This is a genomic window from Roseateles sp. (assembly GCF_047654805.1).
Taxonomy (GTDB): domain Bacteria; phylum Pseudomonadota; class Gammaproteobacteria; order Burkholderiales; family Burkholderiaceae_C; genus Pelomonas.
This window is the reverse complement of sequence record NZ_JASGIV010000001.1, coordinates 154,036-168,835: the sequence shown is the minus strand read 5'-3', so window position 1 is coordinate 168,835 and position 14,800 is coordinate 154,036. Positions and strand designations below refer to the sequence as shown.

At 67.8% G+C, this 14,800-nt stretch carries 16 protein-coding genes; 13 read left to right on the top strand and 3 right to left on the bottom strand.

Features of this window, described 5'->3' with window-relative positions:
• The first annotated feature begins 8 nt into the window (after nucleotides 1-8).
• The 7 genes from soxX to QM732_RS00745 all read left to right on the top strand — a co-directional run bounded on the left by soxX (nucleotide 9) and on the right by QM732_RS00745 (nucleotide 5,964).
• On the top strand, nucleotides 9-644 hold the full coding sequence (gene soxX / locus QM732_RS00775) for a sulfur oxidation c-type cytochrome SoxX (protein WP_415654310.1): 636 nt from the start codon (nucleotides 9-11) through the stop codon (nucleotides 642-644).
• 7 nt (nucleotides 645-651) lie between these two features.
• Nucleotides 652-2,391, top strand: coding sequence for a thiosulfohydrolase SoxB (soxB, locus tag QM732_RS00770; RefSeq protein ID WP_415654309.1), 1,740 nt, complete (start codon nucleotides 652-654; stop codon nucleotides 2,389-2,391).
• Nucleotides 2,392-2,407: 16 nt separating this feature from the next.
• Nucleotides 2,408-2,908 carry a GlcG/HbpS family heme-binding protein gene (locus QM732_RS00765; protein ID WP_415654308.1) on the top strand — a complete coding sequence of 167 codons (501 nt, stop codon included), beginning with the start codon at nucleotides 2,408-2,410 and terminating at the stop codon, nucleotides 2,906-2,908.
• A 31-nt stretch (nucleotides 2,909-2,939) separates the two neighbouring features.
• The gene (locus QM732_RS00760; RefSeq protein ID WP_415654307.1) at nucleotides 2,940-3,353 is read left to right on the top strand and encodes a DsrE family protein; all 414 of its coding nucleotides are present in this window, start codon (nucleotides 2,940-2,942) and stop codon (nucleotides 3,351-3,353) included.
• A gap of 114 nt (nucleotides 3,354-3,467) precedes the next feature.
• Nucleotides 3,468-4,541, top strand: coding sequence for a YeeE/YedE family protein (locus QM732_RS00755; RefSeq protein ID WP_415654306.1), 1,074 nt, complete (start codon nucleotides 3,468-3,470; stop codon nucleotides 4,539-4,541).
• On the top strand, nucleotides 4,538-5,458 hold the full coding sequence (locus QM732_RS00750) for an MBL fold metallo-hydrolase (protein ID WP_415654305.1): 921 nt from the start codon (nucleotides 4,538-4,540) through the stop codon (nucleotides 5,456-5,458). The genes QM732_RS00755 and QM732_RS00750 overlap by 4 nt, the downstream gene beginning before the upstream one ends.
• A complete protein-coding gene (locus QM732_RS00745; RefSeq protein ID WP_415654304.1) occupies nucleotides 5,455-5,964 on the top strand; it encodes a TlpA family protein disulfide reductase in 510 nt (169 codons plus the stop codon). Before QM732_RS00750 ends, QM732_RS00745 begins: the two co-directional genes overlap by 4 nt.
• On the opposite strand, the gene QM732_RS00740 is transcribed toward QM732_RS00745, so the two are convergent.
• Nucleotides 5,934-7,046, bottom strand: coding sequence for a YeeE/YedE family protein (locus tag QM732_RS00740; RefSeq protein WP_415654303.1), 1,113 nt, complete (start codon nucleotides 7,044-7,046; stop codon nucleotides 5,934-5,936). The two genes, QM732_RS00745 and QM732_RS00740, sit on opposite strands and share 31 nt — an antisense overlap.
• A gap of 107 nt (nucleotides 7,047-7,153) precedes the next feature.
• Between QM732_RS00740 and QM732_RS00735 the strand changes: the two genes are divergently transcribed.
• The gene (locus QM732_RS00735) at nucleotides 7,154-7,510 is read left to right on the top strand and encodes a metalloregulator ArsR/SmtB family transcription factor (protein WP_331178924.1); all 357 of its coding nucleotides are present in this window, start codon (nucleotides 7,154-7,156) and stop codon (nucleotides 7,508-7,510) included.
• An 8-nt stretch (nucleotides 7,511-7,518) separates the two neighbouring features.
• The gene (locus QM732_RS00730; protein WP_415654302.1) at nucleotides 7,519-8,037 is read left to right on the top strand and encodes a TlpA family protein disulfide reductase; all 519 of its coding nucleotides are present in this window, start codon (nucleotides 7,519-7,521) and stop codon (nucleotides 8,035-8,037) included.
• A 107-nt stretch (nucleotides 8,038-8,144) separates the two neighbouring features.
• On the opposite strand, the gene QM732_RS00725 is transcribed toward QM732_RS00730, so the two are convergent.
• A protein-coding gene (locus tag QM732_RS00725; protein WP_415654301.1) for an IS3 family transposase occupies nucleotides 8,145-9,283 on the bottom strand; the annotation gives its coding sequence in 2 pieces (ribosomal slippage) (nucleotides 8,145-9,043 and nucleotides 9,043-9,283; 1,140 coding nt in all).
• Nucleotides 9,284-9,393: 110 nt separating this feature from the next.
• Here QM732_RS00725 and QM732_RS00720 point away from each other — a divergent pair.
• Nucleotides 9,394-9,720, top strand: a complete 327-nt coding sequence (locus QM732_RS00720) for a hypothetical protein (protein WP_415654300.1) — start codon at nucleotides 9,394-9,396, stop codon at nucleotides 9,718-9,720.
• A 480-nt stretch (nucleotides 9,721-10,200) separates the two neighbouring features.
• On the opposite strand, the gene hrcA is transcribed toward QM732_RS00720, so the two are convergent.
• Nucleotides 10,201-11,208: a heat-inducible transcriptional repressor HrcA gene (gene hrcA / locus QM732_RS00715; RefSeq protein WP_415654299.1), complete on the bottom strand. Its 1,008-nt coding sequence runs from the start codon at nucleotides 11,206-11,208 to the stop codon at nucleotides 10,201-10,203.
• 68 nt (nucleotides 11,209-11,276) lie between these two features.
• Between hrcA and QM732_RS00710 the strand changes: the two genes are divergently transcribed.
• The 3 genes from QM732_RS00710 to rapZ are packed head-to-tail and all read left to right on the top strand — an operon-like array spanning nucleotide 11,277 to nucleotide 14,771.
• Nucleotides 11,277-12,143 carry an NAD kinase gene (locus QM732_RS00710; RefSeq protein ID WP_415654298.1) on the top strand — a complete coding sequence of 289 codons (867 nt, stop codon included), beginning with the start codon at nucleotides 11,277-11,279 and terminating at the stop codon, nucleotides 12,141-12,143.
• A 10-nt stretch (nucleotides 12,144-12,153) separates the two neighbouring features.
• Nucleotides 12,154-13,860, top strand: coding sequence for a DNA repair protein RecN (gene recN / locus QM732_RS00705; protein ID WP_415654297.1), 1,707 nt, complete (start codon nucleotides 12,154-12,156; stop codon nucleotides 13,858-13,860).
• Entirely contained in the window at nucleotides 13,857-14,771 is a 915-nt protein-coding gene (gene rapZ / locus QM732_RS00700; protein WP_415654296.1) for an RNase adapter RapZ, read from the top strand. The genes recN and rapZ overlap by 4 nt, the downstream gene beginning before the upstream one ends.
• Nucleotides 14,772-14,800 lie beyond the last annotated feature (29 nt).

The following is a 14,800-nucleotide window of genomic DNA, read 5'->3' as shown; positions in this document are numbered from 1 at the left end:
GACAGGCCATGAAGACCACCCACATCGCCACGCTGCTCTCGCTGCTGGTCACCGGCGCCGCCCAGGCGCAATCGGCCAAGCAACTGGACCAGCAGACCGCCGCCATGATGCAGGCCTCGTTCCGCGAGCAGGGCATCGCCAAGATGGACCGCATCGTGCAGGACGATGCGCAGAAGGCATGCTCCCAGGCCAAGCCGCCGTCGGAGGCCGTCACGAAGAAGATCGAGGCCGCGCAGCTGGCCGCGGTGAAATGGCCCAGCGACGGCCAGTTCATCGGCGACTGGAAGGAAGGCGAGAAGCTCGCCCAGAACGGCCGCGGGATGACCTGGACCGACGCCAGCACAGCACCGTCCAAGAACGGGGCCATGTGCTACAACTGCCATCAGGTGGACAAGAAGGAGATCTCCTTCGGCACCATCGGCCCCAGCCTGTGGAACTACGGCAAGCTGCGCGGCGTCGCCAATCCAGCGGATCCGGCGTCGGAAGCCATCGTCAAGTACACCTGGGGCAAGCTCTGGAACAGCAAGGCCTACTCGGCCTGCTCCACCATGCCGCGCTTCGGCCACGCGGAGCTGTTGACGGAAGCACAGATCCGCGACCTGATGGCGCTGCTGCTGGACCCCAAGTCCCCGGTCAACCAGTAAGGCCGCGATGTCACTGTCCAAACGCGAATTCCTGCAGATGCTGTCCTGCGCGGCGGTGGCCGGCATGCCGCTGGCCCGCCACGCCGAGGCGGCCACGGGCGAGGCCGAGGGGCTGCTCTACGACGTGCCGCCGTTCGGCAATGTGTCTTTGCTGCACATGACGGACTGCCATGCGCAGCTCAACCCCGTCTATTTCCGCGAGCCCAGCGTCAACCTCGGCGTCGGCGGCATGCAGGGCCAGTTGCCGCACCTGGTGGGCGAGCACCTGCTCAAGGCCGCCGGCATTCGCCCCGGCACGGCCTCCGCCCATGCGTTCACTTCACTGAGCTTCGAGACCGCGGCACGCCGCTACGGCCGCGTGGGCGGCTTCGCCCACCTGAGCACGCTCGTCAAGCGCCTCAAGGCCAGCCGCCCCGGCGCACTGCTGCTGGATGGCGGCGATACCTGGCAGGGCTCGGCCACCTCGCTGTGGACCAACGCGCAGGACATGGTGGACGCCTGCAAGCTGCTGGGCGTGGACGTGATGACCGGCCACTGGGAGTTCACCTACGGCATGGAGCGCGTCAAGGAGATCGTCGAGAAAGACTTCGCCGGCAAGGTCGACTTCGTTGCCCAGAACGTCAAGACGGCCGACTTCGGCGATCCCGTCTTCAAGCCTTACGCCCTGAAGAACATCAACGGCGTGCAAGTCGCCATCGTCGGCCAGGCCTTCCCGTACACACCCATCGCCAACCCGCGCTACATGGTGGCCGACTGGGAGTTCGGCATCCAGGACGCCAACATGCAAAAGGTGGTGGACGAGGCCCGTGCCGCCGGCGCGCAGCTCGTCTGCGTGCTGTCGCACAACGGCATGGACGTGGACCTGAAGATGGCCTCGCGCGTGCGTGGCATCGACGCCATCCTCGGCGGCCACACCCACGACGGAGTGCCGGTGGCCGTGCCGGTGAAGAACGCCGGCGGGACCACGCTGGTGACCAATGCCGGCAGCAACGGCAAGTTCCTGGGCGTCATGGATTTCGACGTCAAGGGCGGCAAGCTGGTGGACTTCCGCTACCGGCTGCTGCCGGTGTTCGCCAACCAGCTGCGCCCCGACCCCGACATGCAGACGCTGATCAGCAAGGTCCGCGCACCGTTCGAAGCGAAGCTTGGCGAGAAGCTCGCCGTCACCGATGGCCTGCTGTACCGCCGCGGCAACTTCAACGGCAGCTGGGATCAGCTCATCTGCGATGCGCTGATGGACACGCAAGGCGCCGAGATCGCGTTCTCGCCTGGTTTCCGCTGGGGCACGAGCCTGCTGCCGGGCGACACCATCACGCGCGAGCTGCTGATGGACCAGCTCGCCATCACCTACCCCTACGCGACGCTCACCGAGATGACAGGCACGACCATCAAGACCGTGCTGGAGGACGTAGCTGACAACCTCTTCAACCCCGACCCCTACTACCAGCAGGGTGGCGACATGGTGCGCGTGGGCGGGCTGAGCTACACGATGACGCCGACCGAGACCATGGGCCGGCGCGTGAGCGACATGCGCCTGAACGGCAAACCCATAGAGGCCGACAAACGCTACAAGGTGGCCGGATGGGCGCCCGTGGCCGAGGAAGCCAAGAGTGCGCCGGGCGTCAAGCCCGTATGGGAGCATGTCGAGACTTGGCTGCGCGGCCAGCATGGCCGTGTGAAGCCACGCAAGATCAATACGCCCCGCCTCGTCGCGATGCAGGGCAATCCCGGCCTCTTGCCGGGCTAAACCCGGGGAGTCCGCCATGCGCCGACTGCTATCCCTCGCCGCCCTGGCCTTCGCCGCATCGGTGCAGGCCGCAGACACTCCGCCGCTGTTCACCGTGCAGCAGCTGACACCCGAGACCGCGCTGGCTGCGGCACAGGCGGCGCTCGCGCATTGCCGCGCGGCCGGCCATCAGGTCGGCGTCGCTGTCGTGGACCGTGCCGGCGTCTTGCAGGTGCTGCTGCGCGACCGCTTCGCTGGCGCGCACACGGTGGACATCGCCCCGCAAAAGGCCTGGACGGCCGCGAGCTTTCGCATGCCCACCGCTGCGCTGGCCGCCGAAACACAGGCTGGCCGACCCATGAGCGGCATCCGCTCGGCGCCGCGCGTCATGGCGATCGGGGGCGGCCAAGTGATCGAGGCCGCCGGCGCGGTCGTAGGCGCCATCGGCGTGTCCGGCGCACCGGGTGGCGAGGCGGACGACGCCTGCGCGCTGGCCGGCGTCAAGGCCGTCGCCGAGGCCGTCGAGCTCGGTGGTTGAAGATACTGGTCGCCTTCCGAAGGAGAACCCCATGCGCAAACGCGTCCTGCTCGCCCTGTTCGCGATGTTCCTCGCCACCCCGCTTGCGTGGGCCGGCGACCTGGTCGTCTACCACTTCGACAATGCCGCCACGCAAGGCCTCAAGGGCCTGCGCAACATCCGCAACCACCTGGACACCGATCCCTCGGCCCAGATCACCGTGGTCACCCACGCCGAGGGCGTGGACCTGCTGATGGAGGGCGCCAAGTCTGCCAACGGTACCGAGTACGCGCCGCTGGTGTCAGCGCTGAAGGCACGCGGCGTACGCTTCGAGGTCTGCGAGATCACGCTGAAGAACCGCGGCCTGAACAAGGACCAGTTCGTCCTCGACGCCGACTACACGCCCTCCGGCGTCGTGCGCATCGTCAAGCTGCAGAAGCAGGGCTACGCCTACATCAAGCCCTAGTCCTGCCGCCCTCGCCTGCCAGGTGCGCCGACCAGTCCCCGGCAGGACGGCGATGCGCATCGCATCGATGCCACGAGCACCGACCTGCTACCGCCTGACCACTGAAGCCTTCGCATGCTCCTCGAATCCGCCATCGACACGCTCGGCGAACCCGGCACGCTGGCTCTGGGCGCGCTGCTGATCGGCCTGGTGTTCGGCTTCTGCACGCAGCGCTCACGCTTTTGCCTGCGTGCCGCCGTCATTGAGTTCGCACGCCACCAGCGCAGCGACGGCCGGTTGACGGTATGGCTGTTCGCCTTCGCGAGCGCCGTCGGCGCCACGCAATTGCTGGCACTGCTGGGCGCGTTCGACGCCGGCAACGCACGCCAGATCGCAGCGCGCGGCAGCCTTTCAGGCGCGGCCATAGGCGGCGCGCTGTTCGGCACAGGCATGATCCTGGCGCGCGGCTGCGCGAGCCGGCTGCTGGTGCTGGCGGCGCAGGGCAATCTGCGCGCACTGCTGTCGGGTCTGATCTTCGCCGTCACTGCGCAGTCGGCGCTGACCGGTGCGCTGTCGCCGCTGCGCGAGGCACTCTCCGGCTGGTGGACCATAGACGGCGGCGGCGCGCGCGACCTGATCGCCCGCACCGGCATCGGCCACGGCGGCGCACTGCTCTTTGCCGGGGTCTGGTTCGCCGCCGCGGTGTTCTGGGCGCGGCGCCAGCGCGTCGGCGCCTGGGGCTGGGGCGGCGCCATCGGCGTAGGCCTGGCGGTGGCGGCCGGCTGGTGGTTCACCTACGCGGTCTCCCGGCTTGCCTTCGACCCGCACCCCATCCAGTCGCTGAGCTTCACCGGGCCGTCGGCCGAGCTGCTGAGCCGTGTGCTCTTCGTAAGCGACAAGCCACTGTCCTTCGACCTCGGCCTGCTGCCGGGTGTGGTGCTGGGCGCCTTCGCCGCCGCGGCGCTGTCGGGCGAACTCAGGCTGGAAGGCTTCCAGGGCGGGGCCAGCATGCGCCGCTACATCGTCGGTGCCGTCTGCATGGGTTTCGGCGGCATGCTGGCCGGCGGCTGCGCTGTGGGCGCCGGCCTGTCGGGTGCGGCCGTCTTCACGGCGACCGCATGGGTCACGTTGGTCGGCATCTGGGCCGCCGCGGCACTGACGGACCGCTTGCTCGACCAACGCGAGGCGCAGCCGGGAGCCGCGCCGTGAAGGGCTGGCTCGCACTGGCGCTGCTGTTTGCGGGCGCCGCCTGCGCCGCGCCGCTGCAGCTGCAGCCTGTCGCCCCCAATGTCTGGTTCGCGCAGGGCGAGGCAGCGCTGGGCTCGGCCGAGAACCGCAACTTCATCTCCAACGCAGGCGTCGTCATCACCTCAGCCGGCGTCGTCGTCATCGACGCACTGGGGTCGCCCGCGCTGGCCGAGGATCTGCTGGACGCAATCCGGGCCATCACGCCGCTGCCGGTACGCTACGTCGTGCTGACGCACTACCACGCCGACCACATCTACGGTCTGCAGGTCTTCAAGGACCGCGGCGCCACCGTCATCGCGCATGAGGCCGGCCGTGACTACCTGCAGTCCGACACTGCGCTGATGCGGCTGCAGGCCAGCCGCGAGGCGCTGGCGCCCTGGATAGACGCTGGCACCCGACTGGTGCCCGCCGATCGCTGGATCGCCGGCGACATGACACTGGAGCTGGGCGGCGAGCGCCTGCGCATCCATCGCGTCGGGCCGGCCCACACACCAGAGGACCTGACCGTCTTCGTCGAGAGTGCGCGCGTGCTGTTCGCGGGCGACTTGGCATTCCGCGGCCGCATCCCCTACGTCGGCCAGGCTGACAGCCGGGGCTGGATCGCCGCGCTGTCGACGTTAATCGACGCAGCCCCCGCCGTCATCGTTCCCGGCCACGGGCCGGCCTCGACTGAGGCGCTCGCCGACCTGAAGTTGACGCGCGACTATCTGCTGTACCTGCGCGACACCATGGGTCGCGCCGCCGCCGCCATGACGCCCTTCGACGAAGCCTATGCTGGCACCGACTGGTCGGCCTTCCAGCACCTGCCGCTGTTCGGCGCGGCCAACCGCATGAACGCCTACAACACCTATTTGCTGATGGAGCGCAGCGAGCCATGAGCCGCTGGGCCTTGCTGGCGGGCTTGCTGGCGCTGGGTGCCGCGCAGGCGGACCCGGGCAACGCTGCGCCGTTCGCGCACTGCCCGGGCGGTGTCCCCAAGGTCGACATCCAGGGCCGCCCCATCGATGCCGGGTTCTGGCGCCGAGGGCCGGTGCTGGCCGTCTTCTGGTCGGTGGACTGCGGCTTTTGCCAGCGCCACAACGCCAGCCTGGACCGGATTCTGAGCGAACGGCCCGGCGCAGCCGTGCTGGGCGTGGCAGTGGACGAGGACCCCGAGGCCGTGCGCCGCGCCGTTGAGCGCCGCGGCTATCGCTTTCCCATCATCGTGGACGGCAGCGGCGACTGCGCGCTGCGGCCGCAGCTGACTGCGCGCCGCCTCGTGCCCATGACCTGCTGGCTGGGCGACGCTCCGACCCAGCCCCGCTGCATCCCCGGCGAGATGAGCGACGACGACCTGCGCAGCCTGTTGCGTGATCAGGTCCGGTCCAGCCGCCATTCCTGGTAGCGCAGGCCAAGCCAAGCGCCTGCCAACATGGCTGCCAGCGCCAGGAAGCTGCCCACCGACAGCGTCGACACGCCGGTGATGCCCTGGCCAAGGGTGCAGCCCATCGCAACGATGCCGCCAACACCCATGCAGACGGCACCCGCGAGATGCAGGCCCAGGTCGCCAACGCTGCCAAAACCCTCCCAGCGGAAACTGCCGTCACGCCAGGCCATCAGACCCGCGCCGATGACGATGCCTGCCACGCTGGCGATGCCCAGAGTCAGCGACTTGGACTGGTCGCTGAACATCAGCAGCCAGTCCAGCGCATAGGCGATCGGCGCAATGGTGCTGAGCGACTCCATATGGCGCGAGTTCGTCGCAAGGTAGACCGGCTCCAGCGTGCGCGGATCCTCGGGCAGGAAGCCCAGGTGGCCGGACACCCACCACAGCGCGGAGATCACCGCCCCGACACCCAGTCCAGCCAGCACGACCTCCAGCGACCGCCCGTCGCGCGGCAGCAAGGCCCAGGCCAGCAGCCCCACGGCCGCCACCGCGGCCAGGCCCAGTCCCCATGCCGCGGCGCTTCCGGACAGGGTGCTGGCCAGCAGCCCGGGCAGCGCCTGCCCTGCAGGCAGCTCGACAAAGACCTTCTCCACAGTGGCCACGCGCAGCACTGCCGTCAGGCCGCGCAACGTCGCTCCTGCCGCGATGGCCGCGACCACCAGCACCACCAGCGACTTCAGGTTGCCACCGCCCAGGCGCACGAGATTGCGGCTGATGCAGCCAGAGCCGAGCACCATGCCGAAGCCGAACAACAGGCCGCCCGTGACGGCCGACAACCACAGCAGGCGCGGCCCTGTGTAGATGCTGCCGGCTGGATCAACGAGACCCAGCGCCACCAATCCGTTGAACCCAAGCATCGCGACGGCCACTGCGACGATCCACATGCGGGCACGCCGCCAGTCGCCCATTGCGTAGACATCGGAGATGGCACCCATCGTGCAGAACCGGGTGCGCTGGCACAGGGCCCCGAACAGCACCGCCAGGCCGAACGCTGCACCAAGCACCTGATGCGTGAGGGCGGGCAAGCTCGATTCATCCATGGGGTGGGTGCTGCAAGAGTTCCGAAAGCCGCATTCTCCATTCACTGCGGCACACATCGGCGCTTGCTGATACAGTGATTTTCCCGCTCCACCTACTTGCCGCCGCGATGAACGCCGCCCCCGAGGAAGATCGCGTTTTCGAATCCGCCGCCGAACTCTTCGGCGTGCTGGCCACGCCGATCCGGCTCAAGATCATCAGCGCCGTCTGCAATGGCGAGCGCAACGTGTCGGAACTGCTGGAGCAGATCCAGACCACCCAGCCCAACATGTCCCAGCACCTGTCCACGCTCTACCGCGCTGGCGTCCTGGGCAAGCGCCGCGAGGGCACGCAGATCTACTACCGGCTGCAGAGCGAGAAGGTCGCCATGCTGTGCCGCGCCGTCTGCACGCAGCTCGCGGTGGAGCTGGACGGCGACGAGTCGGTGCCGACCGAAGAGCGCCTGCTCGTCGGCGGCCTGCGCTGAACGCTGCCATGCCGCACCTGGACCGACGCCATTGGTGCCGTAGCGTCGGCACCGTGCTGGCATTGGGCCTGGGTGGGCCGCTTGCTCGCGCGGCCGAGCCGCTCAAGAACGTCCCCGCAGTCGGTACCGCGCTACGTCTGCCGGACGTCCCGCTGCTGGAAGGCGGCGAGTTCAAGGCCGCCTCGGCCCAAGGCAAGGTCGTCGTCGTGTATTGGTGGGCCAGTTGGTGCCCCTTCTGCGCCCAGGTCACGCCCGCCATTCAGAAGCTCTGGCGCGCGCAGCGCGAGCGCGGCCTGATGGTGCTCGGCCTGTCCATCGACCAGGAGCCCGCCGCCGCCAAGGCCTACCGCGCCAAGCGCGGCTACGACTTCCCCAGTGGGTGGGTGACGCCGGCCGTCGAGGCCCAACTTCCAAGGCCCCAGGGCTTGCCGGTCACGCTGGTGCGGGGCCGCGACAGCCATGTCGCGGCAGTCGAGATCGGCCAACTCTTCCCCGAGGACGTCGAGCAACTGGCGCGCTTCCTCTGACGGAATAGCAAGTGGTGGGCATTCGCCCACGCAGCCGCACTCCTCTCCTTGGGCGTTGGGTCGCCTGCACGGCGCTGCGCTGCCCCCAGGATTCGTAGCACTTCGATCTAGAGCCCAGGGGTTTGCATCGTAGTTGTCGATGCGGGGTTTGGCGCGGTGTCGCCAGCATGCTGGCGACACCGCGCGGCGAACACGGCCGGCGGCACATACCCGAGGGTGCTGTGCGGCCGGTGGTGGTTGTAGTCCTCGCGCCAGTTGTCGATGACGCTGCGCATGTGGCTCAGGCTGGCGAACCAGTGCTGCGACAGGCACTCGTCTCGGAAGCGGCTGTTGAAGCTCTCGATGTAGGCGTTCTGCACCGGCTTGCCGGGCTGGATGAAGCGCAGCTCGACGCCGTTCCTGGCGGCCCATGTCTGCATCGTCCGGCCCGCGAACTCCGGGCCGTTGTCGGTGCGGATCACTTTGGGCAAGCCTCGTTCGGCCTTGACCTGGTCGAGCACCCGCGTGACATACAGCGCGGGTATCGACGTGTCCACGGCGATCTGCACTGCCTCCTTGCTGCAGTCGTCCACCACAGTCAGCGTCTTGACCCTGCGGCCGTTGGCCAGCTCGTCGAACACAAAGTCCATGCTCCACACCTCATCGGGTTGCATCGGGCGCACCAACGGCTGCCGCTCAGGCACGGGCAGCTTCTTGCGCCGGCGCTTGCGCACCATCAGCCCTTCCTCGCGGTAGACCCGGTAGGTGCGCTTGACGTTGATCGTCCAGCCTTCGAGCTGCAGTCGGCTGTGCAGCATGCGGTAGCCGTGGCGGCGATGCTGGCCGGCGAGCTCTGTCAGTCGCTCACGCAGCCGGCCGTTGCCGTCGTCGCGGGGCCGGTAGCGCAGGGTGCTGGCGCTCATGCCCACCAGCTTGAGGGCCCGGCGTTCGCTCAAGCCTTTGTCCTGCAACTGCCGCACGACCTCGCGCCGCGCCGCCACGGCCATCACTTTCCCTTGAGCACCTCGCGCATCGCGTCGATCTCGAGCATCGAGTTGGCCAGCAGCTTCTTGAGCTTCGTGTTCTCGGTCTCCAGCGTCTTCAGCCGCTGCGCGTCCGACACGTTCATTCCGCCGAACTTGGCCTTCCAGGCGTAGTAGCTCGGCTCGCTGAAGCCATGCTTCCTGCACAGCTCCTTGACCGGCAGGCCAGCATCGGCCTCACGCAGGAACCCAATGATCTGTTCCTCGGTGTATCGCTTCTTCATCGGTCCGATCTCCATCTCGGGTTGATCGGACTCTAGAACTACCTGCTGCGAATCTCAGGGGGCAGCGCACGGCGGCAAACCCTACGAGTCTCGTGGCGTTGAGCTAAGACATGGCCGACAGCGGCCGCATCGACCCCAACGCATATGCGAACAGCTTGGCCTACTTCCGGGACCGCTACTTCCAGGGCGGCCAGTTCACCCACAATTTCGAGCAACTGCTATTCCGCCCGCGCGATCGGCGGGCTTTGGTGGAGGGTGTGCTGAGCGGCCAGGATGGTGACCCGCAGCACATGGTCGCAGCGTTGCTGCTCATCGTGTATCGGCTGAGGAACAACCTCTTCCACGGGGCTAAGTGGGCCTACGGTATCAAGGGGCAGCAACCCAACTTCAACCACGGGGCCGAGGTACTGATGGCAGTCCTGGGCGCGCACTACTAGCCTGGAGAAGCCCCGACAGGCGTCGGGTGTCGTAAGTGGTAGGCCGTGCAGGACTTGAACCTGCGACCAAAGGATTCCGGTTTGTGCCCATTTCTGGACTCCCTGGACTATGCCTTCGCCGTGGGCCTTGCGGCCTGTAGGCGGGCGCCGTCTAGTCTCTACACCTTCCCCTTTCAGGGCTTGGCTCGGCATTGCCTTGCGCCCTTGCGGGCCGTCAGGTTTCACCGACTTTGACGCCATTCACTCGGGCGCTTTCGCCTCCCGGTGCACAACTTTCGCTATGAGTCCTCTGCTCTAACCAACTGAGCTAACGGCCCACTGATACAACAACTTCTATTTTCCCTCGCCCCAGGACGCTGACAGTCTGCGTACAGCGGCCCCGCAAACACTGCCACCGCCATAGGTGGAAGCAGTTGTTTATGAGTCCTCTGCTCTGACCAACTGAGCTAACGGCCCCCGGTTGGAAGGGGCGGATTCTAGTCAGCGCTGCGACAACGCCTGCCCAACCATGCGCGACGTGATGTCCACGATCTGGATCATGCGGTCGTAGGCCATGCGCGTGGGGCCGATGACGCCCAGCGTGCCAACCACCTGACCGTCGACCTCGTACGGTGCCGACACGATGGATAGCTCCTCGTAGGGCACCACCTGGCTTTCGCCGCCGATGTATATGCGCACGCCCTCCGCACGGCTGGACGTGTCAAGCAGGCGCATAAGCTGGGTCTTCTGCTCGAAGAGGTCGAACAAGCGGCGCAGGCTGCCCATGTCATGGCTGAAGTCCTGGACAGTCAACAGGTTGCGCTCGCCGGAAACGACAACGCGCTCCTCTTCCTGTGCGATAGCCTCACTGCCGACCTGGACCGCCGCACTCATCAGCTGCGCGATCTCGCCGCGCAGCGCGTCAACCTCGTGCCGCAGGCGTTCGCGCACGGCCTCCAGCGTCAGGCCCGCGTAGCCGGCGTTGAGGCGGTTGCTGGCCTCGGCCAGTTCGGCCTGGCTCAGGTCCTGTGCGGTGAAGATGACACGGTTCTGCACGTCACCGTCGGGCGACACGAGGATGACCAGCACGCGCCGCTCGCCCAGGCGCAGGAACTCGATGTGATGGAAAACGCTTGGCTTCCTGGGCGACGTGACGACGCCGACGAAGCTCGACAGGTTGGACAGCATCTGCGCCGCGCTGGCGATGACGCGCTGGGGCTGGTCGGGCTGCAGCTGGGCCGTCTCCACCCCGATAAGGCCGGGCTGGGCGGTCAGCATGGTGTCGACGAAGAGCCGGTAGCCGCGCGCCGTCGGAATGCGGCCTGCGCTGGTGTGGGGGCTGGCGATGAGGCCCAGCTCTTCCAGGTCCGCCATCACATTACGGATGGTGGCTGGGCTGAGCTCCAGGCCCGAGGCCTTGGACAGCGTGCGCGAGCCGACCGGCTGGCCGTCCGCGATGTAGCGTTCGACCAGGGTCTTCAGCAGGGATTTGGATCGCTCGTCGAGCATGGCGCCCATTCTAGAAACCCCCCGGATTCACCCATGACGGGCAAAACCCCTGTGGTGTAATTTGTCGCATGGCCGAGCGCTTCAGACATGTCGCCATCGTGGGCAAGCATCAGGCGCCGGGCATCAAGCCGGTGCTGGAGGAGATTGCCCAGTTTTTGTGCAGCCAAGGGCTCGATGTCTCGCTGGAGGCAGACACCGCGCAGAACACTGGACTGACAGGTTACGAAGCCCTGTCACACGATGAACTGGGGCGGGCCTGCGACCTGGCCGTGGTCGTCGGCGGCGACGGCACCATGCTGGGCTTTGCGCGCGAAATGGCACGGCACGGCATTCCGCTGGTGGGCATCAACCAGGGGCGCCTGGGCTTCATCACCGATATCCCGTTCGAGCGCTGGCGCGAGTCGCTGGCACCCATCCTGGCCGGCGACTACGAGGTCGAGCCGCGCGCGATGCTGGAGGGCGAGGTCTGGCGCGACGGCGAGTCCATCTTCTCCGGCCAGGCGCTCAACGACGTGGTGCTCAGCCGCGGCCAGACGGCCAGCATGATCGAGCTGCGCATCCATGCAGGAGGCCAGCTCGTCGCCAGCATCCGCGCCGACGGCATCATCGTCGCCACGCCGACGGGCTCGACCGCCTACTCACTGTCTGCCGGCGGGCCCATCCTGCACCCGAGCATCGCCGGCTGGGTGCTCGTGCCCATCGCCTCGCACACGCTGTCCAACCGACCCATCGTGCTACCCGACCTCGGCGAAGTGAGCTTGGAGATCGTCGCGGGCCGCGATGCCTCGGTGAACTTTGACATGCAGAGCCTCGCCAGCCTGCTGCACGGCGACACCATCACTGTGCGGCGCAGCCAGCACCAGATCCGTTTCCTCCATCCCAAGGGGTGGAGCTATTACGCGACGCTGCGTCGCAAACTGCGTTGGTACGTCTAGAGCCTGACCCATGCTGCGGCATCTGAGCCTGAAGGATTTCGTCATCGTCCCCACGCTGGAGCTCGACTTCGAGCCCGGCTTCGCTGTGCTGACCGGCGAGACCGGCGCTGGCAAGTCCATCCTCATCGACGCGTTGCAGCTGGCGCTGGGTGGTCGGGGCGATTCCGGCGTTGTACGCGAGGGTGCCCCCAGGGCCGAAATCTGCGCCGAGTTCGACACGCCGGAACATCTACGCGCCTGGCTGGACGAGGCCGGCTTCGAGACATCGGGAACGGCCGACGACGCGCTGCTGCTGCGCCGAGTCATCGACGCAGCGGGCAAGAGCCGCGCATGGATCAACGGCAGCGCCGCCACGCTCACGCAGCTGCGCGAACTGGCCGACCACCTGCTGGACATCCACGGCCAACACGCCTGGCAGGGCCTGACCCGCCCGGCTGCCGTGCGCGAGCTGCTCGACGGCTTCGCCGGCTTGGATACTGCGCCTCTGACCCGGGCCTGCCTCGCCTGGAAGCAGGCCTCCGAGGCACTGCACAAGGCCCAGGGCCAGCAGGCCGACGCCCTGCGAGAACGCGAGCGCCTGGCATGGCAGATCGCCGAGCTGGACGGCCTGGCGCCGGCCGAGGGCGAGTGGGAGGAGCTCAACGCCGAGCATGGTCGGCTGTCGCACGGCCAGTCCCTCATCGACGCGGCCAAGTCGGCCCTGGATGCACTGGACGAAGCCGAGCCCAGCGCGCAGTCGCTGGCCGGCGGCGCACTTGACCAGCTCGAACGCGTGCTGGACCACGACGCCCGCCTGCTGCCCGCCGTGCAGGCTTTGCGCGACGTGCAGGCCCAGTTGCAGGACGCCAGCCACACGCTGTCGGCCTATCTGCACAAGGCCGACCTCGATCCAGCCCGGCTGGCCGAGCTGGACGAGCGCGTTTCCGCCTGGATGACTCTGGCGCGCCGCTACCGCCGCCAGCCGCAGGAGCTGCCCGCCCTGCTGGCGCAATGGCGTGCCGAACTCTCCGCGCTCGACGCCGCCAGCGACCCTGGCCAGCTCGAGGCGGCGCTCGCCACCGCTCGCCAGGTTTTCGATACGGAGGCCCGCGCCGCCAGCCGCGCACGCGCCAAGGCAGCACCCCAGCTCGCCGCCGCCGTCACGGCCGCGATGCAGCAGCTGGGCATGGCCGGTGGCCAGTTCGACATCGCGTTGAATGCCACCGACGGCCCGCAGAGCTTCGGCCTGGAGTCCGCCGAATTCCTCGTTGCCGGCCACGCCGGCAGCACGCCGCGTCCGCTGGCCAAGGTGGCCTCGGGTGGCGAGCTGTCGCGCATCGCACTGGCCATCGCCGTCACGGCCAGTCAGGCCGCCAGTGACAGCGCGCCTGGCACACTGATCTTCGACGAGATCGACGTGGGTATCGGCGGCGCCGTCGCCGAGACGGTGGGCCGGCTGATGAAACAACTGGGGCATGCGACAGGCGGCCGGCGCCAGGTGCTGGCCGTCACCCACCTGCCCCAGGTCGCCGCCTGCGCCGACCGCCACCTCGTCGTCGCCAAGGCGATGCAGGGCAGCAGCACTGTCAGCTCCGTGAACCCGGTGACTGGCGAAGCCCGGGTTGCCGAGATCGCCCGCATGCTGGGTGGCGAGCGCCTGTCGTCCACCAGCCTGGCGCATGCGCAGGAGATGCTGGACGCGTCCACCACCCCCAAGCCACGCAAGGCAAAGTCATGAACCTGGACACCGAACTGCAGGGCGACGTCGTGCTGCTGACGGGCATGTCCGGCGGCGGCAAGTCCGTCGCCATGCATGCGCTGGAGGACGCCGGGTATTTCTGCGTCGACAACCTGCCGGCCGAGCTGCTGCTGGACTTCCTCAAGCTGGAGCAGCAGCGTGGCGAACGCCGCGTCGCCATCGCCGTGGATGTGCGCTCCTCAGGCTCGCTGCCCTTGCTGCTGCCCTTGATCAAGGACCTGCGCGCAGCCGGTGTGGCCGTGCGATCGGTGTTCCTCGATGCCAGCAACGAAGCGCTGATGCGGCGCTTTTCGGAGACGCGTCGTCCCCATCCGCTTCGCGAGGATCGCGACACCAGCTTCGGCACGCTGGATGGCGGCGCTGACGACAGTCACCGCCTGCTGCTCGACGCAATCAAGCTGGAGCGCGAACTGCTCGGCGGGCTCAAGGCCGAGTCCACCGTCATCGACACCAGCCAATTGCGCCCGGCCCAGTTGCGCGCCTGGCTGGCCGATCTCGTCGGGCCCAATGCGGGCGCCAAGCTGACGCTGGTGTTCGAGAGCTTCGCCTTCAAGCACGGCGTGCCCAGCGACGCCGACTTCGTCTTCGACGTGCGCGTGCTGCCCAACCCCTATTACGACCGTGAGCTACGCCCGCTGACCGGCCGCGACGCGCCGGTGGCTGCCTATCTTGCGGCGCAGCCGGAGGTAGGCCTCATGATGGGACAGATCGCTGGTTTCCTGTCGCGCTGGCTACCCAACTTCGCGGCCGATCAGCGCAGTTACCTGACCGTTGCCATCGGCTGTACCGGCGGCCAGCACCGTTCGGTCTACCTCGTCGAGATGCTGGCTCGCCAGTTCAGTCACCACGGCCACGTGCTGAAGCGCCACCGCGAGCTGGACGCACGCTAGATTCAGAATTTTTGTTCTAGACATAGAGT

What these genes read in the sequence shown, in the direction of transcription:
- QM732_RS00760 (WP_415654307.1), top strand. Translation starts at nt 2,940, where the DNA reads ATGCGCAAACGCGTCCTGCTCGCCCTGTTCGCGATGTTCCTCGCCACC.
- recN (WP_415654297.1), top strand. Translation starts at nt 12,154, where the DNA reads ATGCTGCGGCATCTGAGCCTGAAGGATTTCGTCATCGTCCCCACGCTG.
- QM732_RS00735 (WP_331178924.1), top strand. Translation starts at nt 7,154, where the DNA reads ATGAACGCCGCCCCCGAGGAAGATCGCGTTTTCGAATCCGCCGCCGAA.
- soxX (WP_415654310.1), top strand. Translation starts at nt 9, where the DNA reads ATGAAGACCACCCACATCGCCACGCTGCTCTCGCTGCTGGTCACCGGC.
- QM732_RS00740 (WP_415654303.1), bottom strand. Translation starts at nt 7,046, where the DNA reads ATGGATGAATCGAGCTTGCCCGCCCTCACGCATCAGGTGCTTGGTGCA.
- QM732_RS00710 (WP_415654298.1), top strand. Translation starts at nt 11,277, where the DNA reads ATGGCCGAGCGCTTCAGACATGTCGCCATCGTGGGCAAGCATCAGGCG.
- QM732_RS00755 (WP_415654306.1), top strand. Translation starts at nt 3,468, where the DNA reads ATGCTCCTCGAATCCGCCATCGACACGCTCGGCGAACCCGGCACGCTG.
- soxB (WP_415654309.1), top strand. Translation starts at nt 652, where the DNA reads ATGTCACTGTCCAAACGCGAATTCCTGCAGATGCTGTCCTGCGCGGCG.
- QM732_RS00720 (WP_415654300.1), top strand. Translation starts at nt 9,394, where the DNA reads ATGGCCGACAGCGGCCGCATCGACCCCAACGCATATGCGAACAGCTTG.
- QM732_RS00730 (WP_415654302.1), top strand. Translation starts at nt 7,519, where the DNA reads ATGCCGCACCTGGACCGACGCCATTGGTGCCGTAGCGTCGGCACCGTG.
- rapZ (WP_415654296.1), top strand. Translation starts at nt 13,857, where the DNA reads ATGAACCTGGACACCGAACTGCAGGGCGACGTCGTGCTGCTGACGGGC.
- QM732_RS00745 (WP_415654304.1), top strand. Translation starts at nt 5,455, where the DNA reads ATGAGCCGCTGGGCCTTGCTGGCGGGCTTGCTGGCGCTGGGTGCCGCG.
- QM732_RS00765 (WP_415654308.1), top strand. Translation starts at nt 2,408, where the DNA reads ATGCGCCGACTGCTATCCCTCGCCGCCCTGGCCTTCGCCGCATCGGTG.
- hrcA (WP_415654299.1), bottom strand. Translation starts at nt 11,208, where the DNA reads ATGCTCGACGAGCGATCCAAATCCCTGCTGAAGACCCTGGTCGAACGC.